This is a genomic window from Pantoea sp. X-Soil-TKNS-1280 (assembly GCF_059730475.1).
In genome coordinates this window covers 1-22,840 of the sequence record NZ_AP035963.1, presented here as the reverse complement: position 1 = coordinate 22,840, position 22,840 = coordinate 1, and the positions used below count along the sequence as shown (strand labels likewise).

Annotated in this window: 16 protein-coding genes and 1 pseudogene; 4 read left to right on the top strand and 13 right to left on the bottom strand. The window is 52.9% G+C overall.

Annotated elements, in window-relative coordinates; all coding sequences use genetic code 11:
* Positions 1–47: 47 nt before the first annotated feature.
* Positions 48–899: an aldo/keto reductase gene (locus AC6I8X_RS20190; RefSeq protein WP_497841274.1), complete on the top strand. Its 852-nt coding sequence runs from the start codon at positions 48–50 to the stop codon at positions 897–899.
* 44 nt (positions 900–943) lie between these two features.
* Here the strand turns inward: AC6I8X_RS20190 and AC6I8X_RS20185 are convergent, their stop codons facing one another.
* Positions 944–1,777: an SDR family oxidoreductase gene (locus AC6I8X_RS20185; protein WP_497841273.1), complete on the bottom strand. Its 834-nt coding sequence runs from the start codon at positions 1,775–1,777 to the stop codon at positions 944–946.
* Positions 1,778–1,908: 131 nt separating this feature from the next.
* Here AC6I8X_RS20185 and AC6I8X_RS20180 point away from each other — a divergent pair, with 131 nt between their 5' ends.
* Complete coding sequence (locus AC6I8X_RS20180) at positions 1,909–2,841, top strand: LysR family transcriptional regulator (RefSeq protein WP_497841272.1); 933 nt, start codon at positions 1,909–1,911, stop codon at positions 2,839–2,841.
* Here AC6I8X_RS20180 and AC6I8X_RS20175 read toward each other — a convergent pair.
* Entirely contained in the window at positions 2,833–3,528 is a 696-nt protein-coding gene (locus AC6I8X_RS20175) for an aspartate/glutamate racemase family protein (RefSeq protein WP_497841271.1), read from the bottom strand. The genes AC6I8X_RS20180 and AC6I8X_RS20175 overlap by 9 nt on opposite strands.
* Complete coding sequence (locus AC6I8X_RS20170; RefSeq protein ID WP_497841270.1) at positions 3,525–5,576, bottom strand: FUSC family protein; 2,052 nt, start codon at positions 5,574–5,576, stop codon at positions 3,525–3,527. Before AC6I8X_RS20170 ends, AC6I8X_RS20175 begins: the two co-directional genes overlap by 4 nt.
* Before the next feature lie 265 nt (positions 5,577–5,841).
* On the opposite strand from AC6I8X_RS20170, the gene AC6I8X_RS20165 reads away from it, so the two are divergent.
* The gene (locus tag AC6I8X_RS20165) at positions 5,842–6,798 is read left to right on the top strand and encodes a sulfonate ABC transporter substrate-binding protein (RefSeq protein WP_497841269.1); all 957 of its coding nucleotides are present in this window, start codon (positions 5,842–5,844) and stop codon (positions 6,796–6,798) included.
* A gap of 80 nt (positions 6,799–6,878) precedes the next feature.
* Here the strand turns inward: AC6I8X_RS20165 and AC6I8X_RS20160 are convergent, their stop codons facing one another.
* The 7 genes from AC6I8X_RS20160 to AC6I8X_RS20130 all read right to left on the bottom strand — a co-directional run bounded on the left by AC6I8X_RS20160 (position 6,879) and on the right by AC6I8X_RS20130 (position 15,157).
* Positions 6,879–8,087 (bottom strand): acyl-CoA dehydrogenase family protein, encoded by a 1,209-nt coding sequence (locus AC6I8X_RS20160; protein WP_313684918.1) that lies wholly within the window; start codon positions 8,085–8,087, stop codon positions 6,879–6,881.
* A gap of 3 nt (positions 8,088–8,090) precedes the next feature.
* Positions 8,091–9,524: an MFS transporter gene (locus tag AC6I8X_RS20155; protein ID WP_497841268.1), complete on the bottom strand. Its 1,434-nt coding sequence runs from the start codon at positions 9,522–9,524 to the stop codon at positions 8,091–8,093.
* Between the two features lie 174 nt (positions 9,525–9,698).
* On the bottom strand, positions 9,699–10,574 hold the full coding sequence (locus AC6I8X_RS20150; RefSeq protein WP_497841267.1) for a MetQ/NlpA family ABC transporter substrate-binding protein: 876 nt from the start codon (positions 10,572–10,574) through the stop codon (positions 9,699–9,701).
* Complete coding sequence (locus AC6I8X_RS20145) at positions 10,571–11,269, bottom strand: methionine ABC transporter permease (protein WP_497841266.1); 699 nt, start codon at positions 11,267–11,269, stop codon at positions 10,571–10,573. The genes AC6I8X_RS20150 and AC6I8X_RS20145 overlap by 4 nt, the downstream gene beginning before the upstream one ends.
* Complete coding sequence (locus AC6I8X_RS20140; protein ID WP_497841265.1) at positions 11,266–12,285, bottom strand: methionine ABC transporter ATP-binding protein; 1,020 nt, start codon at positions 12,283–12,285, stop codon at positions 11,266–11,268. The genes AC6I8X_RS20145 and AC6I8X_RS20140 overlap by 4 nt, the downstream gene beginning before the upstream one ends.
* Positions 12,282–13,673, bottom strand: a complete 1,392-nt coding sequence (locus AC6I8X_RS20135) for an LLM class flavin-dependent oxidoreductase (RefSeq protein ID WP_497841264.1) — start codon at positions 13,671–13,673, stop codon at positions 12,282–12,284. The genes AC6I8X_RS20140 and AC6I8X_RS20135 overlap by 4 nt, the downstream gene beginning before the upstream one ends.
* A gap of 77 nt (positions 13,674–13,750) precedes the next feature.
* A complete protein-coding gene (locus AC6I8X_RS20130; RefSeq protein WP_313684930.1) occupies positions 13,751–15,157 on the bottom strand; it encodes an FAD/NAD(P)-binding protein in 1,407 nt (468 codons plus the stop codon).
* 293 nt (positions 15,158–15,450) lie between these two features.
* Between AC6I8X_RS20130 and AC6I8X_RS20125 the strand changes: the two are divergent.
* A pseudogene (locus AC6I8X_RS20125) lies at positions 15,451–17,383 on the top strand (sigma-54-dependent Fis family transcriptional regulator).
* A 451-nt stretch (positions 17,384–17,834) separates the two neighbouring features.
* Here AC6I8X_RS20125 and AC6I8X_RS20120 read toward each other — a convergent pair.
* From AC6I8X_RS20120 to AC6I8X_RS20110, 3 genes are all read right to left on the bottom strand, one after another.
* Positions 17,835–18,806, bottom strand: coding sequence for a ParB family protein (locus tag AC6I8X_RS20120; RefSeq protein ID WP_313684934.1), 972 nt, complete (start codon positions 18,804–18,806; stop codon positions 17,835–17,837).
* 7 nt (positions 18,807–18,813) lie between these two features.
* Positions 18,814–20,013 (bottom strand): AAA family ATPase, encoded by a 1,200-nt coding sequence (locus tag AC6I8X_RS20115; RefSeq protein WP_084881176.1) that lies wholly within the window; start codon positions 20,011–20,013, stop codon positions 18,814–18,816.
* Between the two features lie 1,854 nt (positions 20,014–21,867).
* On the bottom strand, positions 21,868–22,797 hold the full coding sequence (locus AC6I8X_RS20110) for a RepB family plasmid replication initiator protein (RefSeq protein WP_299450452.1): 930 nt from the start codon (positions 22,795–22,797) through the stop codon (positions 21,868–21,870).
* Positions 22,798–22,840: the final 43 nt, after the last annotated feature.

The window sequence follows — 22,840 nt, the reverse complement described above, 5'->3', positions numbered from 1 at the left end:
CCAGGCGCTATGCTTTTTAGTTCTCCATCGTCACAGGAAAGATAAAAATGCAAAGCGTCCTGTTAAATAACGGCGTCAGTATGCCGATGCTGGGATTCGGCGTTTACCAGATTACCGACCCGGCAGAGTGTGAAAAATCAGTGCTGGATGCGATTGAGGTCGGCTATCGTCTCATCGACACCGCAGCTGCCTATCTGAATGAAACCCAGGTCGGAAACGCTATCCGCCGAAGTGGGATCAAACGTGAAGAACTGTTTATCACCACTAAGCTGTGGTTGCAGGACACCAGCTACGAAGGGGCTAAAGCCCAGTTCGAACGTTCTCTTAACCGCCTCCAGCTTGATTACGTAGATTTGTATTTAATCCACCAGCCGTATGGCGATGTGCATGGTGCCTGGCGCGCGATGGAAGAATTAACCGCGCAGGGAAAAATCCGCGCCATCGGCGTGAGCAATTTCCACCCGGACCGCCTGGCAGACCTCATCGCCTATAACCGTATCGTTCCGGCAGTGAACCAGATCGAGGTCAATCCCTTCCACCAGCAGCTGCATCCTGTTGCGTGGATGCAAAGCCGCCAGATTCAACCGCAGGCATGGGCACCTTTCGCCGAAGGACGTAATAATCTGTTCGAAAATCCCCTGCTCACCGATATCGGTAAGCGCTATGGCAAATCGGTCGGACAAGTGATTCTGCGCTGGTTATGGCAACGCGGCGTGGTCTCTCTGGCTAAATCCGTGCGCAAACAACGGATGCAGGAAAACTTTTCCATCGAAGATTTCACGCTGAATGCGGAAGAGATGCTGTTAATCACCGCGATGGATAGCGGAACCAGTGCCTTCTTCTCGCACCGCGACCCCGCTCGCGTTGAGGCGATCACCAAACATAAGCTGGATATTTAAGTCTCGCTACTCTGGCCACACCGGGTGGCCAGAGGTTCGCCTTATTAACCCGGTGTTTGCAATTTTCCTGCGCGCATCGCCGCAATCACACCACCATCAATCAGTAAATCGCTGCCGGTAACAAATCCGGCATCCGGACCCAGCAGGAAAGACGCCGCAACAGCAATTTCCTCAGGGGGAGCCATACGTTTCACCGGAGAGGCATCGACCATTGCGCGATAGATGTCGCCAATGTCAGAGTTGAGTTCATGCTGTGCCAGCGGAGTTACAACCACCCCTGGACTTATCGAGTTAACCCGTGCACCCTTCTCGCCCCAGCTGATAGCCGATGCCTGCACGCGCAGATGATTGGCACGCTTCGCCATCATATAAGCCACCAAAGTATTCGGGACGGCATCCTGTTGCAGGAAAGGCAGGCCCAATAACTCATCTGTGGGCGTAAAGGCTAACGCCTGATCCTGTTCCGCTGACAGCGCAGGCAGCATATGGCCCGCCATGCTGGAGATAATCAGGCCCGCACCACCCGGAGCGATGACTTTTTCAAACTCATCAAACACCAGCGCAGCACCGTAGAGATCAACCTCAAGCACTTTGTCTACCGGGGCCATATTCGGTGACAGACCGGCAGTGTTGACCACCTGCAACACATTACCCAGAGAAGCCGCGTAAGCAGCCAGCCGTTGTACCGAGTCGCGCGATGTCACGTCAACATCCTGCGTCTCGACGCGGTATCCCGCCGCCAGGAGCTGCTCAGCAGCCTGTTGCAGCGTCTGAGCATTGAAATCAGCCAGCAGCAGCGTTTTGCCAAATCCCTGACGGCGAGCAATCGCCTGACCAATGCCACCCGCACCGATAATTACCACGATATCTTTCATCATGTTGACCTCTCAATAGTTCGTCATAGGTGATTGCCCGCCCTGCGGTTCAATCAATGAGCGAAAGTTTATACGCGGGTGATTCAGGTGATAAGATGCTTAATAGTTAATGAACTTATATCTGAGATTTATAAATGCTTCGAGATGAGCTGGGCGATCTGGCCGCATTTTTAGTGGTGGCCGAAGAAAAAAGCTTTACGCGCGCAGCGGCAAGGCTGGGCACCTCGCAACCATCACTGAGCCAAACCGTACGACGCCTGGAGGAACGCCTCGGTGTGCGTCTGTTAATTCGAACCACACGCAATGTTGCCGTAACGGTAGCCGGTGAACAGCTGGTAAATACTCTGCGGCCGGCGTTTAGCGATATCGACAATCGATTACAGGCGCTAAGTCAGTTTCGCGATAAACCCGCCGGAACGGTTCGTATCACGTCGGGCCAGCACGCAGCAGACACCCTGATCTGGCCCGCCATCAACGAAGTACTGCATACCTACCCTGACATTAAAATTGAACTATCGCTGGACTCCGCCCTGACAGACATCGTCAGCGAACGTTTTGATGCCGGTATTCGCCTCGGCGAGCGGGTGGAACAGGATATGATCGCCTCGCGTATTGGCCCCGAGTTACGCCTGGCGGTGGTGGCAACACCCGACTATTTTGCCAGGCATGGCGTTCCTGCGTCGCCACATGATTTAACCCATCATTCCTGTATCAATATCCGCTTGCCCAGTTCAGGTGGCATCTATGTGTGGGAATTTAATCAGGGGGAACGCGAACTTAACGTGCGCGTGGAGGGGCAATTTGTTGTTAACAACATCGTTGCGACGCTGAAAGCTGCCGAAGCCGGGCTGGGGTTAGCCATGGTGATGGAAGATATGGTGCAAGCCCAGCTTGCGGCAGGCACGCTGGTCCGGGTGCTGGAAGCCTGGTGTGAGCCCTTTGCCGGTTACCATATTTATTATCCCAGCCGTCGCCTGCTTTCTCCGGCGTTTCAGGTTTTTTTACAGACCTTACGCCAGAGAAATGAGGCAGCAGAAAAGCAGCACAGGGAAAAACGCTTACGCTGAAAGCGCCAGCTGCACCGCATCCTGCGCATGAATCAGCGTGGTATCGAACAACGGTACTGTCGCATCTTCCGGTTTAACCAGCAGGGTGATTTCGGTACAACCGAGGATGATAGCTTCAGCGCCATCAGCCACCAGCTGCGCGATAATCTCGCGATACTGCGCCCGTGACTCCTCACGGATCACACCGAGGCACAACTCCTGATAGATGATGTCGTGTACCACTTTGCGCTGTGCTGCCGCAGGCACCAGCACGTCAATGCCGTATTCCTGTTGCAGGCGGCCTTTGTAGAAGTCCTGCTCCATGGTAAAGGCCGTCGCCAGCAACCCCACGCGTTTAACCCCCGACTGACGGATACGTTGCGCCGTGGCGTCCGCAATATGCAATAGCGGAATCTGCACTGCTGCGGTCAGCTGGTGAGCGACTTTATGCATGGTATTGGTACAAAGCACGATGAAATCCGCTCCACCCTGTTCCAGACTGATGGCGGCAGCCGCCAGAATTTCCCCGGCTTTTTCCCATTCCCCCGCCACCTGCAACTGTTCGATTTCCTGAAAATCGACGCTGTACATCAGGCTACGCGCTGAGTGTAATCCACCCAGTTGCTGCTTCACCTGCTCATTGATAATGTGGTAATACAGCGCGGTTGATTCCCAGCTCATCCCACCAATCAGACCGATCAGTTTCATTGTGCGTCCTTTGTTTTGTCCGGCCATCGTGCCGTCGGAAATAACGATAACCGAATATTAAATAAATGGAACAGTGGGACAAACAGAGCGCGATCCTGTAACGCCCCCGCCTCCAGCCCCAGCAACAAACGGTTCAGCTCCAGCAGCAATGCCGCTTGCGGCTGGGTTTGCAGCGACTTCAGACGCTGTTTCAGGAACAGACTCAGCTCGTGAAACATCGCTCCACTATCAATGTTATGCGTTGCCAGTAAGGTCTGATGACGTGTATAGAAGTCATAGCAATTAGCTCCCAGCCAGGCTTCAGCAATCAGGTTTCCCCCCGCCACCAAGTCCGGCACCGGATCAACGCGTTTACGTGGCAGGATCACATTCACCTTATCCAGCGTGCGGGCCACAAATTGCTGACGCATCGACATGGTCACGCCATTAAGCCGCATCGCCGTAAGAAATTGCAGCAGCTCGCGGATACCTTTGCGCATCGCGCGTTTTGCCGTCCACGATGGCCGTTTATTACGGATCAAGGCGGTAATCACCACCCCAAAGACGATACCCAGCATGGTGGAGAGCACAGCGTTCACTATAAGCAGCAAATCCGGTTTGAAGTGATGGCTCATCCCGATAAAGCCAGGTATCTGTGTCGCGACTATCAGGCCAATCAGGTTAGTGGAAGGATTGGCGATCACCAAACCCAGCGCCAGCAAGCCCGGAGCCAGACAAATGATCAGCGCTTCAAAGGTGATGGCCTGGGGTATCAGAAACACGATATACATCAGGCTGATGGCAACCGCGATAATCACCCCTTTCAGGAACAACTTCATCGGAGCAATCGGGCTATCCATACCGGCAAAGAATGAACACAGCACCGCCGCCATCATCGGCGCGGTCGAACCATCCACCCAGCCACTGCCGATCCAGAACAGGCAGGTGGCAAAAGTGGCGATAAACGCGGTAAAGGATGAGAGCAGCAACAAACCTTTGTCGATATGCCGATGGGTACGTGCCACGGTTTTTCCGGGTTTCACCGTGGGTGTCCACTCACTCACACGCTCGCTGACGCTGTGGTAAGCATGGGCGATGCGCACAAAGTTCAGCAACCGTTCCAGCAATCCGAGCAATAAAATGCTCTCCTCGCTGTTCAACCTGCCCTCTTCCCATGCCTGCTTCAGTTGATCCTGCGCCGCCACCAGATTGGCATGCACCGGTTGATCGTCATCGCCATTCAGCCACAGCAGGAATTGCTGAAACGCCCGGGCAACATACTCGGGGAAAAGAATATTCTGTTGCGCCAGCAGGTTAAGCCGCGACTCAATGGCTGTCAGCGTCGGAATCAGATAAGAGAGATGCTGATATTGCACGCTGACCAGACGCACCAGACGACGCGCGGAGTCTCCTTCATAGACACAATGGGTAATCAGCGTTTCCACATTCAGCGGGTAGTTCGCCATCTGAATCAGGATGCCTTCCCGTTCAACCGTCTTATCGGCTGGCATCGCGGTTACCAGCTCACGGCACAGATTGCGTGCGTTCTGATACCACTGGCTGACGCTCTGCTCCAGCAGATGACGCATCGACACCGGCATAATCAGGCGATGCACCAGGCTGCTGCACACAATCGCCACCGTGATTTCTTCAATACGTGAGATGACGGTGTAAGTAATCGACGCCGGTGACGTCACATCGGGGAACCCCATGATGGCTGCGCTATATCCCGCCAGCATAAATACATAACTTTTCGGCGTGCGGTCGTGCAACGACAGATAGAGGCAGACCGCCACCCACAGCGAGATTGCGAGGCTGAATAGCATCGGATCCTGCACCGTAGCCGGGTAGATCAGCAGCGTGAACAGGCCACCCAACAGCGTACCAAAGAAACGGAAGATCGATTTCGACACCGTTGAAGCGGAGTAGAGCTGGGAAGCAACGTACACTGTAGTCAGCGACCAGGCCGGTTTATCGAGATTGAGTTCCAGAGCAATGTAAAAAGCCAGAAAGGCAGCAAGACAGGTTTTGGCAGAAAACAGCACTGCGCTTTGAGAAAACCACTTCATAAAGCTTAAAAGACCTTGAGCAGGCAGGGAGGAACTCTATCCTGGCAGAAGCCTCTGTGGTTGGCATTTTGATTTGTTATACAAATTATTACCGTGCTAATTATATGGGCATCTATGGAAATTCCGCGCGACATTTTTCCCGCTTTACTGATTACAGTGAATGTGAACAAATCAGCGAATAAAGTTATAAGCGATCGAAAATCGTTATTTATTGGTTATATGCATGCTTTGTTATGGTGGTGAAAAAAACCACGAGAGAACAACGATGAAACGTAAAACGCATGTATTAAGCACGCTGGCGTTAAGCCTTGGGCTGCTCTCCGCACACAGCTTCGCGGCGAATCCGCAAACCGTCACTATCGGTTATCAGAAAGCCAACATCTTCGCGTTGCTGAAGTACCGTGGCTCGCTGGATGACACCTTTAAAAAAGAGGGGATTAACGTTCGCTGGGTCGAATTTCCTGCCGGACCACAAATGCTGGAAGGGCTGAACGTCGGCAGTATCGATCTCGCCGCTACCGGGGATGCGCCACCGGCCTTCGCTCAGGCGGCTAAAGCGGATTTGGTCTACCTCGCGCATTCACCGGCTAATCCGAAAACGGAAGCAATCGTGGTACCCAGCGATTCACCGATCAAAAGCGTGGCCGATCTCAAAGGCAAACGCGTTGGTCTGAATAAAGGTTCGGACGTCAATTATCTGCTGGTGAAAGCGCTGGAAGAAGCCGGGCTAAGCTACAAAGATATCAAACCGGTTTATCTGCCCCCCGCCGATGCCCGTGCTGCGTTTCAGAAAGGTGCGATTGATGCCTGGGTGATCTGGGATCCGTTCCTCGCCGAAGTGGAAGCGCATACCGGCGCACGTCAGGTGCGTAATGCCGAAGGCCTGGTGCCACATTACACCTTCTATCTCGCCAGCCGTCATTTTGCGGAAACCTATCCAGAAGCGGCGCAACAGGTGGTAGAGGAGCTGAGTAAGCTTAGCGACTGGGCTAACCAGCACCAGGATGATGCCGCTGCGATTCTGTCAAAATCTACCGGGCTGGATAAAGCTATCTGGCAAACCACGCTGGCACGCCTGCCCTATGGCGCGCAACGCATGACACCGCAGGTATTTACTGAACAGCAGGCTCTGGCGGATAGTTTTACCCGTGTCGGCCTGCTGCCGGTGAAGGTGGACGTGCGCAGCGCAACCTGGTCGCTGGATAAAAAAGCAACCCAATAATTTGCACATACCTTAGCTGCGCAATTTATCGCGCGGTATTTTCCAACACCGCGCGCGGAATTGCGTGATAAATCACGCCGCTACACCCCGCCGATTTGCCAGATGGCTGTCGGTGGTGTGCCATTCACCTTCCAGTTGCCAATATCGCGTGCTTTGTAGATCACCGGATTGTGGGAAGCCACAGTACGGGCGTTACGCCAGTGGCGGTCCAGCGCTTTGCTCAGACGGGTATCGGACGCCCCCAGCGCATTGAACAATTCTGTCGCGGCACGGGGCACCAGTTCACTGGCAATCACCTGCGCCTGTCCGGCTTCGGCTTCCGCCTCGGCATTGACGGCGTTGATGTAATCCTCGTCAGCGCTGATATGCGCTTCATATGCTGATTGCAGTGAATGTGCCGCGCGGATCACCGTCGCCTCCACGGCAAAAGCCAGGCTGGTCACTTCACCAACCACCTGCAACACCTGCACATCCTGACGTGACGCGCTGCCGTTGCTGTGGCTGTATATCCGCTGGCGAGCCGCCACCCCCTGTGCCGCATCCCGCGCGACCGCGCGGGCAATACCGGCCAGCGTCGCCAGCAATACATGTTGATAGAACGCGGTTTGATAGCGGAAGCGCTCGGCAAAATCGAACACATGCTGCTGCTCAACATAGGCGTTCTCAAAACGCGTGGTGCCGCTGCCGGTTAAGCGCTGCCCGAAACCATCCCAGTCATCGTCACGACTTACGCCGGGTTGATGGGTGCTGACCAGGGCAATCACATCGCCCTGGTTGTCATTGCGCCGTGCATAGACATCAATCCAGTCGGCAAACAGGGTACCAGTGCTGTAAAACTTCTCGCCGTTGAGCGTCCAGCCTTTTTCATTCGGCGTGACGCGGGTAACAACATCACCCAGTTTAACCGTGCCAATTTCCGTCCACCCGCTGCCCACCAGCTCGCCATCGATAAAACGGCGGAACCAGCCATCACGTTCCTGACTATCCGGCTGATTCAGTCGATCTTCAACAAAGGCAAAATGGGCGCGCAGCGCCTGTGGCAGATTGGAATCCGCTTCGGCCAGTTCGGTCAGCAACTGGAACAGCTGCGGGAGTGATGCTCCCCAGCCACCTTTTTCACGTGGGATACGTACCGTGCCAAAACCCGCCTCTTTCAGCCATTGCAGGGGTTCATCCGGTAGCGTGCGGTGACGTTCGCGGTCGGCCGCACCCGTCGCGATGCGGGCAAACACCGGACGAAAATGGGCGGCAAGCTGGGTGTAATCAGTGCCTGTGGCAAGTAAAGTCATGGTTTACTCCTGAGGGGAAAGGTCATCGATATCGTGACGGGTGGGCTCATGGCGCACCGCCAGCAGAAAGAAGATCGGGATAAGCGCGCTGAGTGACACTACCCAGAACATGTTGGTACCGAGCGCCGATTGCAGCATCGGCAGAATAAACAGCGCGAGAGCGCTACCAATGCCAGACAACGCGCGACTGAAGCCAACGCCGGTGGCACGAATCGACGTGGGATAAGACAACGCCGGATAGACCATCAATTGCGCCCCCGGACCAAAACCTTCGGCAAACAGCCACAGACCCAGCATCAGCACGGCAAACACGATGCCCGCTACCGCCTCGGGATGACCAATCAACGCCAGCGCAATCAGGGCGAGGAATTGCAGGGCAAATCCAGCGATCGCCACATGACGCGATGGATACTTCCATGCCAGACGCATGCCCAGCAGGCCGCCGGTGAAGGCGAACAACGCATTCAGGCCGAGCGAGGCCGAAATGGTTTCAAATACGCCTGCGCCGAGAAATTGCGCCAGAATCGACGGCAGGAAGAAAGCAATCGCGGTGTATTCAAACGAGATGCAGATGTTCATCACCCCAGCCACGATGGTGCGTTCACGCCACGGTTTTTGAAACAATACGCGGAAACTCACCTTTGGCGCGGCTGATGCCGGAGGCGCTTCCGGTTCCGCTTCATGGGCATGGATGCCATAAGAATCACGCAGGATACGTACCGCCGATTTCAGGTCACCCTGATTGGCCGCCCACAGAGGGGATTCGTTCATAAATTTGCTGCGCACCGCAATGATCAGCAAGGCAGGTACTGCGCCAAACAACAGCGAAGCGCGCCACAGCCAGTCGAGGTGTTCCTTTGGTAACAGGAAATAGAGGCCGAAAATCAGCAGGAAGCAAAGTGTCGATGCGGCATACCACATCGGACACCAGGCGGCGAGCCGGGCCGCTTTGTTGCCTTTCCCGGCGAATTTGGAAAATTCCGCCAGGTACGACATCGCCACGGGCAAATCAATCCCCACGCCAATGCCCATCAGGAAGCGCGCACCAATCAGCACCCAGACATTGGGTGCCAGCCCGGCAGCAATGGCCGACACCACGAAGAACAGCATGTCGGCCATAAATACCGAGTAGCGGCCATATTTATCGGTCAGCCAGCCGCCAATCAGGTTACCGACGATGGTCCCGACCATGATCGATGAGGTCACCAGCCCGGTAATAAAAGGAGAGATCTGGAATTCGCGCACCACGTCATCAATACCGTATGACAGCGTAGTGAGGTCATAGGCGTCGAGGAAGACGCCACCCAGCGCAAGAAACACTATCATGCGGGCATAGTTGTTTTTCTCACTGCGGGTGTTGATCAGCCGCGCGACATCGCTGACCGAACGAACCGGCTCTGAAACCGGCAAGGTGTTTTCTAAAGGGATGGTACTCATAACGCCTCACGATGTTTTTAGTTATGCAGGTGAGGTTGTTATAGGCGTTAAATCCAGCGATGCAAAACAACAAATATAGATATTAATTTGTTTAATATCAATAACATAAAAAAGGAAAAACACAAAAACCCGGTCACACCTCGCGTGACCGGGTAAGTCGGCTAAAATGTGAGTTTAGTTAGCGGATACCGGCACCAAAACACCTTTTACCAGTGGATCATCGGTAGTTTTTAACCATTGCTGTAAGCGGGGGTCAGAAAACGCTTTTTTCAGCTTTTCGATATTCTCCTGCGACAGATACGGCGTGCCGATCACCAGCTGTGAGGCAAAAGTCCTTGGTGCGGGCGGGAACAAAATCCCTTTGTCGCGTGGCACTTTACCGGCATCAAACTGCGATACATAACCAATTGCGGCGTCAACGGAGTTCAGCGCACGCGGCATCGTCAGCAAATCCAGCTCTTTGAACACAAAACCATGCGGATTGCCGGTGATGTTTTTTAGTTTTGCCGTACGGGGCTCGACATTCGGGTCGAGGGTGATCAACCCCTGGCGTGCCAGCAGCCACAGCGCCTGTCCCTGGTTCGCCCCGTCATCCGGCACCACAATGGTGGCACCCGGTGGCAAGTCTTCTACCGAGCGATAACGATACGAATAGATACCAAATGCCCACTGGAACAACGGCAGCGCAGGCGTCAGGGCAAAATTATTCGCATCCACCACCTGCTTCAGCCACCATTGGTGCTGGTAAACCGTGGCGGCGTATTGCCCCTCAGCCACTGCCCGATCGGCCTGTACCGGGTCCTGAACCCCTACCGCCTCCAGCTTCAAACCATAATCTGGCGCGATATGATCGTTCACAAACTCAATCAGCTTCTGCTCGCCTGCCATCGCCGGTTCATAGTGAATTTTTAACGAGGTGCCAAACACGACTGCTTGTGGTTGCTGGCTACGCCAGAACCATGCCGCCGCCGCGCCAGCAATGACCACTATAATCAGTAGCAGCCACGGCCAGCGGCGGGTTTTACGTAACTCAAATTCCTGTGTTGTCATAGCGATGTCCCCTGAGGATGGCGTAATGCGGTAACCAGGCGGTCACCCAGAAATTGAATCGTTTGAATAAAGGAGATCAGCACCACGATGGTGGCGATCATGATGTGGTTATCAAAACGCTGGTAGCCGTACACCACTGCCAGATAGCCGATCCCGCCTGCGCCGATGGTGCCGGCAATCGCGGAATACTCGATCATGGAAATCAGGTTGAGGGTGATGGCGGCGACGATGGCTGGCAGGGCTTCACTCAGCTGCGCCTGGCGAATGATCTGCCAGCGCGAACCACCGCATACCATGCCCACGGCCGTCACTTCTCCCGGCAATTCACGCAGCGCGTTATCCACCAGGCGGCCAAAAAATGGGATACCCGCCGCGATCATCGGCACCACTGCCGCCGGAATGCCGATGGTGGTGCCAGTGAGCCAGAAGGTGAACGGGATAATCGCTGCCATCAGTACCAGAAAAGGCAATGAACGCCCCATATTGACGATCCAGCTCAGTACCCGATTTACACCGCGATGGGGAAACAGCCCCCGCGCGGAGGTGTTAAACAGCACCACCCCCACAACCCCGCCGCAGGTCACGACAAACAACATCACGATACCGACCATTAACGCGGTTTCACCGATGGCAGGCAGCATTAGCGCCGGGATCTCGTTCCATGGGGTATCCTGACTCATCACCGAGACGCTCATACCGCCTCCTTTAGCATCGTTACACCCGCGACCACGCTGGCACTCAACCCCAGCAGCTCCAGCTGGTTGATTAGATGCGACAGCGACACACGCTCACGCTGGAAATGTACACCAACCTGCAATCGTCCCAGCTGCAGACCATTAACCTGCTCAACGTGCGCCCCCAACAGATCGATACGCAGCGCGAATTGCTGACTCAGCCGCGATATCCAGTCACTGGCGACCGGCACATCGGTGCGATAGCTGAGCTGCAGTACCAGTTCTGACGACGCGGACTGTGGAGCCAGCGGCAACAACTGCTGTGCCAGGTGCGAATCAGGCTGCGCCAGCAATTGTTTCACCACGCCGTAATGCACAATCTGCCCGTCACGAATCTCCGCGACGGCGTCTGCCGCACGGCGCACCGCGTCCATCTCATGGGTGATTAATACGATTGCCAGACGATATTCATCACGTAGCTTGCGCAGCAGGTCGAGAATGGTGACGGTGGCTTCCGGGTCAAGGCCGGATGTCGCTTCATCGGCCAGTAATACCGAGGGACGCAGCGCCAGCGCACGGGCGATACCAATGCGTTGACGCTGTCCACCGGAAAGCTGCCCGGGAAAAGCGCGGGCTTTATGACTCAGTCCGACGTTTTCAAGCAATTCCCCTACCCGTGCGGCGATATCGCGTTCAACCACCCCGAGATAACGCAGTGGCAGCGCGACGTTTTCCCACGCTGATTTACGCTGCAATAATGCGGAAGACTGAAACACTGTCCCGATGGCACGTCGTTCACGCCGCAGCGCCTCACCACTCAGACGTGAAAGATCGTGACCATTAACGCGGATGCTACCCGCACTCGGCTGTTCCAGCAGGCTGATGCATTTCGCCAGCGTCGATTTCCCTGCGCCACTTGGCCCGACCACCGCCGTGATGTTGCCGGGCTTGACTTCAAGGCTGATCGACTTCAGTACCTCGGTCACCCGGCCATCGGGGGCGCGATAGTGCTTACTCAGCGCGTCGATCTCGATCATATGACCTCCTGCGGTACAGACTGCACGCGATAACCTGCCCCGGGATGCGGTGTCTGCAACTGTGGCCCCGCGGCGAACAATTTTTCACGCAGCGTGCCGCTGGCATAGTCCTGCTTATATACGCCACGTTTTTGCAACTCAGGGATTAGCAGCTCCACCACGTCCTCGAAGGTTTCGTGAGTCAGCGCATACGCGAGGTTAAAGCCATCGACGTCAGTTTCTTCCACCCAGCTTTGCAGTTCATCGGCTACCGTTACCGCACTGCCGACCAGCAGTGGGCCAAAGCCACCAATGCCAACCCACTCCGCCAGCGCGGCAACCGTCCACTGGCGATTGGGGTCAGCCGTTGAGAAAGTTTCAACCGCCGACTGGATGGCGTTGGTGTGCAGATACTTCAGCACCTGATCCGGTTGGTACTGACCGAAGTCGATACCGGTCCAGCCTGATACCAGCGCCAGCGCACCTTCGTAGCTCACCCAATTTTTGTATTCCTGCCATTTCGCCTGCGCCGCTTTATCGGTTTCACCGACAATTACCGTTTGCAGGTTAAAGATCAGAATGCTGCGTGGATCGCGCCCCGCTTCTGCCGCGCGACGACGAATGTCCGCCACAGTTTTCTTCAGTAGCACTTTGGAGGGTGCAGCCACGAATACGCATTCAGCGTGTTCCGCCGCAAATTGCTTGCCCCGGCTGGAAGCCCCTGCCTGATACAATACCGGCGTGCGTTGTGGAGAGGGTTCGCAAAGGTGAATGCCCGGCACGTTGAAGAAGGTTCCCTGATGGTTAATAGGATGGATTTTGCGTGGGTCGCTAAAGATACGTCGCTCGCGGTCTCGCAGCACCGCATCCGCTTCCCAGCTGCCTTCCAGCAGTTTATAAACAACCTGCAAATACTCGTCGGCATAGTCGTAACGGCTGTCGTGATCGGTTTGCGCTTTATGACCGATATTGCGCGCGCCACTCTCCAGGTACGACGTGACAATATTCCAGCCGATACGCCCTTTGGTCAGATGATCGAGTGTCGAGAGACGGCGGGCAAATGGATAAGGGTGTTCAAACGACAACGATGCCGTCAGTCCAAACCCCAGATGTTCGGTCACCAGCGCCATCGGCGTAATTAACGCCAGCGGATCGTTCACTGGAACCTGTGTCGCCTGGCGTATGGCCGCATCGCCATTACCGTTAAGGACATCGTAAACACCCAGCACATCGGCGATAAACAGCCCATCGAATTTTCCGCGCTCCAGCAGGCGGGCTAAATCGACCCAATATTCCAGGTCTTTATATTGCCAGGAACGATCACGCGGGTGCGCCCACAGGCCCGGCGACTGGTGTCCAACACAGTTCATATCAAAAGCATTCAGGCGAATTTCACGTTGCGATGGCATAGCAATCTCCATAGCGAGGCCGTGATCGCTGTGCGACCCGGCGTTCGTCAGTTAATTTTTTGGGAAAGGTTGGGGAATTAAGGGGCGGAAGGGGGACATCGCTCCGCGTGAGTGAGTGGCAGCGATGCCAGAATCTGGCGTGCGACGTCAGCGGCATGATTAGCCACCTGCGGCAAGCCCATCAGCTCACCAAAGCGCGCGCGGGCTGCCGGGCCGACAACGAACAACCTGGCGTTCGGCTGGCCGGATTGCGTCAGCGTATGGGAGTGGCGATCGACATCAATGCCAAATCCCAGCGCATCGGCACGAATGATGCCCTGTTGACTGAGCGACTTTAGCAACGGCTGGCTGGCGGTTAATGCCTCATGGCCGGGGCCGGTCGTGACAATCAGGTGATCGAGTTGATGATTTTCCGTCACACCATGGCGCGTATGCAGCTGAATTGTCAGTTGCTTCTCGCTGGCATCGATCCTGATCAGGCGTGCGGCTAACACGCGCAGGCTGCCCACCTGCTGGCGTTCGGTTATGACCGTCGCCACCTGTGGCGCGATGCGGTAACGATGGACATCCCACCATGAACGCAGATGACGCACAAAACGTTGCTGTTCCCGTAGCGGTAAGGACTGCCAGATATCCTGTCCCTGCACGCGCACCTCATCCAGCACACGCTGCCACGGCAATTGTTGGTCGGCGGCGCGTGCTACTTCCGTACGGATATGGTGTAGCCACTGCCGTACGCTCGGTTGCTGCTGCGGAGCAAGCGTCCATTCCGGCCAGTCTCCGCTCAGATTGGCACGCGACAGTTGCCCACGACGTGAGAACGCCAGCAACGGCCCGTGATGCTGACGCGTTGCCAGCGATGCCACCACATCCGCCATACTCAGGCCGGTACCGATAATCGCGACCGAGGCATTCACAGCAATGTTATCCAGCACTCCCGGTAGCCAGGGATTGGCAATCAATGCAGGATGTGCCGCAAAAGGGAGTAAGGCGCGTGGCAGTGCCGGTGGCGGATGGCTGATTGCCAATGCCAGCACATCGCCTTGTAGCGCGTCCCCGTTGCTAAGCAGCAGTTGCTCCCCTTCCCAGGCGATGGCGCTGGCCTGAATGTGCTGCAATGCCACCTGTGGATGTTGTAAGGCTGCCTGCGCAAATTGCTCCGCCAGATAGCGACCAAACATCCCACGTTGTGGGTAAACCGCGCCATCAGCGCAATGCGCTACTGAATCCAGTGAACATTCGGGTTGCTGACGATACCAGCGGTCAAAAGCGCCCTGCTCTTCACCGCTCAGTTGCATACGCGCAGCGGGTACATTGATGCGATGCGCAGGCTCCCGGGTCGAATAAGCCACGCCAGCGCCGAGGCTGTCTCTTGGTTCAACCACTGTCACGCGCAGGGGCGTCGTCGCAGTTCGGGCAAGATGAATCGCCAGCGCCGTACCACTGAACCCGCCTCCAACGATAATCACATGCGGTGTCTGCATCGCCTTTTCCCCATTGCCTGTATGCATTTCCTATATAACTTTATTCAAAAATGAACATTTGGGTGCATTTATTTAGTTATATAGACCATAGCGAAAACCATGCCAGCTTCGCAATTTCGATAAATTACCGTTTATCAGTAGGTTATTGCCTGGTGCTGCTATCTGGCCTGTTGCAATCGCAACCATGCCACAACAGCATTTGCTGCATTTGCAACTCGTTATGCTTTTTTCCTGCTGTTCACAGTGAACGTGCCTGGTTAGCGTTTGGTTATGTTTCTCTAAGGATACACACCATGCTGACAACCTATGCTGATTTCAATGATTCACCTCGTCTGGTTGATCCCGCATCACGCGCTTTCCAGTCGTTGCTTGATAAGTTTGCGCCGACTGATGCTACGGTGCTGATTGTCGGCGAGACCGGTACCGGAAAAGAAGTGGTTGCGCGCTATCTGCATCATAACAGTGCACGCCGTCATGGCCCTTTTCTCGCCGTCAACTGCGGCGCATTAGCTGAGAGCCTTGCCGAGGCGGAGTTATTCGGACATGAGAAAGGCGCGTTTACCGGCGCGACCCAGGCACACCCGGGCTGGTTTGAATCAGCTCAGGGTGGCACACTGCTGCTGGATGAGATTGGCGAACTCAGTTTACCATTGCAGGTTAAACTTCTCCGCGTATTGCAGGAACGTGAGTTTACGCGTGTCGGTTCGCGTAAACCCATCAAAGTGGATGTCAGGGTCATTGCAGCCACACACGTTGACCTCGCCCAGGCAATTCGTGAACGTCGTTTCCGTGAGGATTTATTTTATCGTCTCAATATTGCTGTAGTCCCGTTGCCCCCCTTGCGTCAGCGGCGCGAAGACATCCCGGTTAGCTCAGCATTTCCTTAACCTGTATTCACGACGCCTCGGTCGCCCGGCTAGGCGGTTGTCATCCGAGGCACTCGAAGCGTTACTCGAATACAGCTGGCCAGGCAATATCCGTGAGCTCGAGAATACGTTGCACAACGCGGTTTTGCTTAGCCGGGAGGAAATCCTTACTCCCGCACAGCTGCGACTTGCCGGTTACAGTGAACACCGCTTTGCTGATGTACCAGATTCGTCACTTGATAACTTTTTACGTCAGCATTTAGCCAATGAGCCACATCAGTTGTTTGACCGGGTGGTCAATAGCCTGATCAATAGCGCACTTGAATTGACTGATAACAATCAGACCCAGGCCGCCACGTTATTAGGTATTAGTCGCCATACCTTACGCACTCATTTGGCCAATCAGGGCGTGATTAAAGGCCGTCGCAAATCCTCTTCTGCTCCCCAGACAACTTCCCTGATGTCTCCGACTGGTGAGCGCGAACTTCGTATTGGTTACCAAAAATTTGGCAATCTTGGCGTGTTAAAAGCCCGCCAGAGCCTTGAACAGTGCTTTGCAAAGCAGGGGGTAAATGTACTTTGGAGTGAGTTCCCCGCGGGCCCCCAGTTGCTTTACGCCTTGCAGAACAATGAAATTGATTTCGGCACAACCGGGGAGGTTCCCCCGATCTTTGCGCAATCCAGCGGTAATGCGGTGACTTACATCGCCTGGGAACCCCCTGCGCCGAGCAGCGTTGGCATCGTTGTCCCCAGCGAAAGCGACATCACCACTCTGGCCGATTTGCGCGGCAAACGCATTTCTGTCAATAAAGGATCCAATGTTCATTGGTTATTGTTGCAGTTGCTGGATGAAGCAGGGATTGGTCTTGATGAGATAAAAGTGGTTTACGCTCCACCAAAATATCCGTTAACCGTAAGCGATTATCTTGCTGTAGATGCCTGGATGATGTGGGACCCATTACTTAGCGCGGCAGAAAATAACCCAACATTACGTATTATCGCCAATGGAGAAGGGCGCGTTCGGAACCATCAATTCTATCTGGCTCGCCGTGATTACGTGCAGCAGCACGATGACATTGTGCACCAGCTGGTGGAGGCCTTGCAGCAGACCGGGCAGTTTATCGATAGTCACAGACAGCAATCCGCCATGCTGCTGGCCCAGGAATTGGGTCTCGAAACTCACTCGGTTGAGCGTGCTTTATCACGTCGCAGTCACCAGACCCGGGCTATGGCTTTTGAAGTTATCAGAGAACAGCAGACGATTGCCGATCGTTTCTATGCGCTGGGTTTAATTAATAAACCGGTTCGGGTCAGAGATGCTGTCTGGCAATTCTCTTCTACATCACGTTTGCGGGCTTGAGTTGAGGCTCATAGCAAATTGCTGTGTGAAGAAAGTTATCCACTTTTTCTGTGGATAAATCGTTGCATATCATCTGGCTAATTTTGGCCAGTATTTATTATGGTGTCTCGGGACGGTGCATCAACGTGGCGATTTCACCCTGAAATCCTTTTCTAAAAATCATTATATTCATAGAGATAGGCGTGAAATCGGCGTGGCGAGCTTTATAATTTCCCGACCAGTGCGGATCCAGGCAATCTTAATTTAATGGATTATTACCTTCACACCGGGATGGTTAATTTGCCGTCACCGGTTGTGTTCAATGATCGGAGGGATTGTCCGTAATGAGTGAAATCATGGCGATTTCAGCCTGAAATTTTAGACCTCATTACTGATATTTCATGCAGTTAGCGGTGAAATTACGCTGGCGAAGGAAAAGGAGGCAAAAAAAACCGCCCGAAGGCGGCATTGCTTATTGATTGAGGTATTTGTTCAGGGTCTCGTTAATCACCCGATCCAACTCGTCCTGAAGTTCTTTTGACTGTCGATTAAATTCATAGCTGAACATGCGTCCACGCGTCTTTTTACGTGCAAAGCGGTCTTTGTCAGCAAAGGTCCAGAGTGCGGTGGCGACAACTTTATCTTTAGCGGGGGACTGCACCAGTGTCTGACTGCCATTACGCACCAGACGCAAAATACCGTTCTTCACTTCATCTTCCGCTAATCCGTCTCTGGCACAAACGGTATCAACATCCATACCAATGGCATCAATCAACGCATCAACCGTCTGCCCCGTCTCCTGTAACTTTTCATAAGCCTGCAACAGAGATTTATAATCGGGATAGGTCAGCTCTGAGTGGTTAGGGAATAACGTGATGAGATCGGCAGGCACACTGGCCGCCTGCAATGCGCGTGTCACTTTGGCCTGAGAAAGACCTTCGCTCTGGGCAATTTCTTTTTGCGACAATCCCCCATCTTTCAGCGCCAGCAGGCGCATGCCTACCTCACGCAAGTTGTGTTCACGGGCAGTCTGAATATCCTGTGCCAGACGACGGGCTTCTTCTGCCGTAATTGAAGCATCGGTAACCAGAACATCAAGACCCGTTTTACAATGCAGCGCAGCAGCACGGCGGCGTGAACCATCGAGAATCTCGATACGGTCATTACGCTTGACGCCAATGGCAGGAAAGAACTGCTGGAGTTTGATGGTACGGATAATGTCGCGCAGTGATTCGGGTGTCAGACCCGATTGGTCACGGCCGTTGGTTTCCATCACGACAAAGGTTTTATCTTCGATATCTTTTGCAGCAATGTGCTCCAGCGTGAACTGGGCGCGTTTACCTGTGGACAGGATAAAAGTCTGGGTATGGCCTTCTGATGTTTCTTCTGTTTGCAGCGGTGTCTGGCTAAAAGTTCTGCCAATCGTTATGCGTTTTGCGCTCATAGTAACCTCAGTTCAGGCGAATAAATTCAATGCGATCAAACACGGCTTTGGCAAAATCCTCCGCAGCCGAACGCGCATTCTTCAGGGCTTCACTGCTACCTACGTAGGTAGAAGGGTTGGCCGAAATGACGGTGTCGAACGACTCTCCGCAGCGCTCAAAGCCATCAAGCCTCGGTAAGGCGGCATCCAGCATGTCACCGCCAAAAATCTCTTTAGCAAGGCTGTGGCAGAGTTTGTGGTCCGCTTTATTGGAGAGCTTCGACATAAATCCAATATTGCCCTGTAAACGACAACTTGCGCCGGATTCTTCAATGATGCCAATCAGCTCTGGCAGACGCGTCAGATACTTCAGGGTGGAGTGAAAATCGACCTGTGCCGGGGGCACTGGCGTCATCAGTAAGTCAGACGCAGCAATGGCGTTTTTCAGGAATGCATCGAGGTGAGGGCCACTGTCGATAAAGATGAAGTCATAGTCTTTCTTCAGCTTGGCGATAACATTATCGTGCAATACAGAATGGACATTGTGCTGGGGCAGATGCTCGGCACAAAGCTCATCCCAGCGTGAAGCGATAAACGCATCATCGATGGACGCGGGCAGCACATCCACACCAGGAATAATGGAAGGCACGATAAATTCGTTGAGCAATTCTTCGCGGCTGACATTCTGTAACATCGCCTGTGCCGCGGTAGCTTCAACTAATCCCACTGAACGCTCATGATTGAGGAACATGGTAGCGGAAGATTGCGGGTCAAGATCGATAACCAGAATGCGTAAATCTTCAAATAACAGGTGTGGGTGTGCGCGCAGCGCGTGGGCCAGCGAAACAGTAGATACCGTTTTCGACACACCACCTTTCAGGTTACCCACAAATAATGTGAATGCATCACCGTGACGATCGCGGTACTTGGGCACACCACGATGATGATAGATGTCGATAATGTTCTGAATCGACATTGCATATTTGGTTGAGCTACCGGCGGCACGCTTATCAAACGGATACCCGTTTTCTTCCATCTCATTCACAGCATAATCGACACTGGCGCGTGTCAGCTTGGGTAACTTTGCCAGTGCGGCTTTAGCGTAAACCTGGTAAAAAGTATTTTCCTGCAACTCTTCTTTTTGTGCCTGAATCTGCTCCGTCAGGCTCATGAGCATTTTCTCAGAACGTTGAGCGACCTTCAGAACCTGCTTTTCATCGTTAGCCATAGTTGCTCCACACATGTAGGATTTATGACTTTATACCGAAATCCTGCACATCAGGCAAATCTATCTCATTTACTCAGAAACAACTGATGTGAACGAAACACCTTGTCCAAGAGGATGTTATTACAAACATTCACTGTAATCAGTACTGCAATCCTGAGCAGCCAAATGAAATGAATAAAAAATGATGATCATTTTTTGAGCTTATCTGCAAAGATTCACTGTAATCAGTAATGTCGTGGGTAAAAGTACGGAGCAGGGTGCAGGGTGCAGGGTGCAGGGTGCAGGGTGCAGGGTGCAGGTGAGACAGATTCACTGTAGTCAGCAAGCTTTACAAACAACGCAGGCATAAACTCACTGTAATCAGCAAAAGATTCACTGTAATCAGCAGCACGCACAAAACATTCACTGTAATCAGTAACCGTCTCCCACACGGATAAGCTAACGAGAGCCTCTTTAACACCGATTGAAGGGACCACTATCATTCACTGTAATCAGTAAAAGAGAACTCTATCCGAGATTCCATCAAACGTTCACTGTAATCAGTAGTCGCAATTTGTGAAACCCATAATCGTTCACTGTAGTCAGTAAGATATTTATCCGTACCCCGCTAAGGTTCACTGTAGTCAGTAAGCCAAATTTCCCGGCATCCCCAAACGTTCACTGTAGTGAGCAGACCTGACTATATAACCCGCAACCATTCACTATAGTCAGTACAACGTGTCATCAGATCGGCAAACATTCACTGTAATCAGTCGCTGCTTTCGTACTCTGAGCAACCATCATCTGTCCCTGACTGATGCTTTACCGCGATATAGGGCAGGGGAACATGAAAACATTCACTGTAGTCAGCAAGATTGAGAGTGCTTTTAAGGGGATTCTTCATGCGTTACGTACCTCAGGCCAAATCAGTAACATTCACTGTAATCAGTGGAGGGTATGCAGACGGATTGCGTCAGGAATTTGCCGGGATCAGGAACTGGCATGAGCTCTACATGCGTATCAGGCGTTCACTGTAATCAGTAAGTAGTATCTATGATGAAGAAGTTAAACATTCACTGTAATCAGCAGAGAATGATGAACAGCAGGGGTGATGTTCACTGAAATCAGTAAGGGGTAGTGTTAACTACTGAGCCGAACATTCACTGTAATCAGTAATGGATCACACACAAACCCGCTGACGATGTTCACTGTAATCAGTAGAAAAGAACACCGGCAGCCGCTGACATCCGTGTCTCAGCTGCAGAAACAGAACGTTCACTGTAATCAGTGACACCGTGACGTTAGCCGCGAATGGTTTAATTCATGCTATCAGACCCCCATCATGCGTTCACTGTAGTCAGTAACCGGGGCAAATATTCACTGTAATCGGCAAACGTGACCAACCCTGTCACTTTTTTGTTCCTGAAAATACGTGAGATGCTGATTACAGTGAACACAATGGCTCACCAGACAATAAAACATTTAAAATCATACATATAAAATAAAACATCCACTGTAATCAGTAAGTTCATCACAACCTAAGCATTCACTGTAATCAGTGGGGGCGTACGAGTTGATAGCGTTCACTGTAATCAGCAAAACCCCCTCTGATACTCATCTTTTAACCATGGAGACAATAAATGTAAGTACTCACTATCAATGTATAGCGATGATTACTGCTTCTGACACCAATAATATTGATTATGGTTTTGTGATCACAGGGAGGAATGCTGATTACAGTGAACGTTACTGATTGCAGTGAATCTTATGGGCGCTAGCTGATTACAGTGAATGTCAGAAAGGAGGGAAGTGTCACTTTTCGGCTAAAAGTGACACTGCAACGCGTGATGTACTGATTACAGTGAACATGATGACTTAGTCATCAAAATCCAGATCGTCGAGTGCATCAATGCTCTCGAGATTGCTGATCCCATCCAGTTTTGGTGTCCGGCTGTGGATAATAAAAAACACAGAACGTCCACGTTTCACTTCTGAATAGTCGAGATAACCAATCTCTTTCAATTGCTCCATGGCACGACGTACCACATGGTTCTGGGTGGTGGTTTTCGAACCCAGGTTGAGGCGCATACGCAAACGGGCCAATGAGATAGGAGCAGGGTTTGTTGGCAGGCTCTCCAGATAGGTGTAAAGCGCCTGAGCAGATTCCTTACGCTTAAGCCGTGAGATAGCGCGGAGTTGCAGTAAAACCTTGTGATCAAAGTTATACAACTCGAACAGCTTAGGATCCGCCTGAATCCGCACCACATCCTTTTCCCGATCGTAATAGGCCGATTGTACCAGGTGGGTATGGTAGGCTTTGCCATTACCTTCAAAGGAGAGGGTATTGGTCGCAATACGACGTAATGACGCATCTAAACGCTTACGTAAGGCTGCAGAAGAGTTTGCCGAGGGGATCCCGCACATTTTTACGAAATCGATAAACGGCAGCGTCACCGTATCGCCTTTCGATGGATAACGGGAGAATGACTGAATGATCCCGGCCCAGGTTTTGAAATCATTATCCATATCCAGCCTTGCGCCGGTAATGGTAATCTTTTCATAGCCTTCAGCTTTCACCAGTGAAAGGTTTTTCAGCTCTTTAGTGGCATCGGTTGAAGCCATCGCGCCTGATTTACCACGCGCGGTGGATTTCAGTGTCGGAACAAACAGTCCCAGGCGCATCAAGGCGACCGGTTGTACGGTGTTATTTTTATTAGGGTGTAGCTGAATAACTTCACCGCTGTTTTTTGTCACCGACAGAAAAGGTTCAAGTAACGCCTTGTTTTCACTCTCTTTATCTGCCATAGCCTGAGATCTTCATTCTGTGGATGAAAAGGGTCGGTTTCTG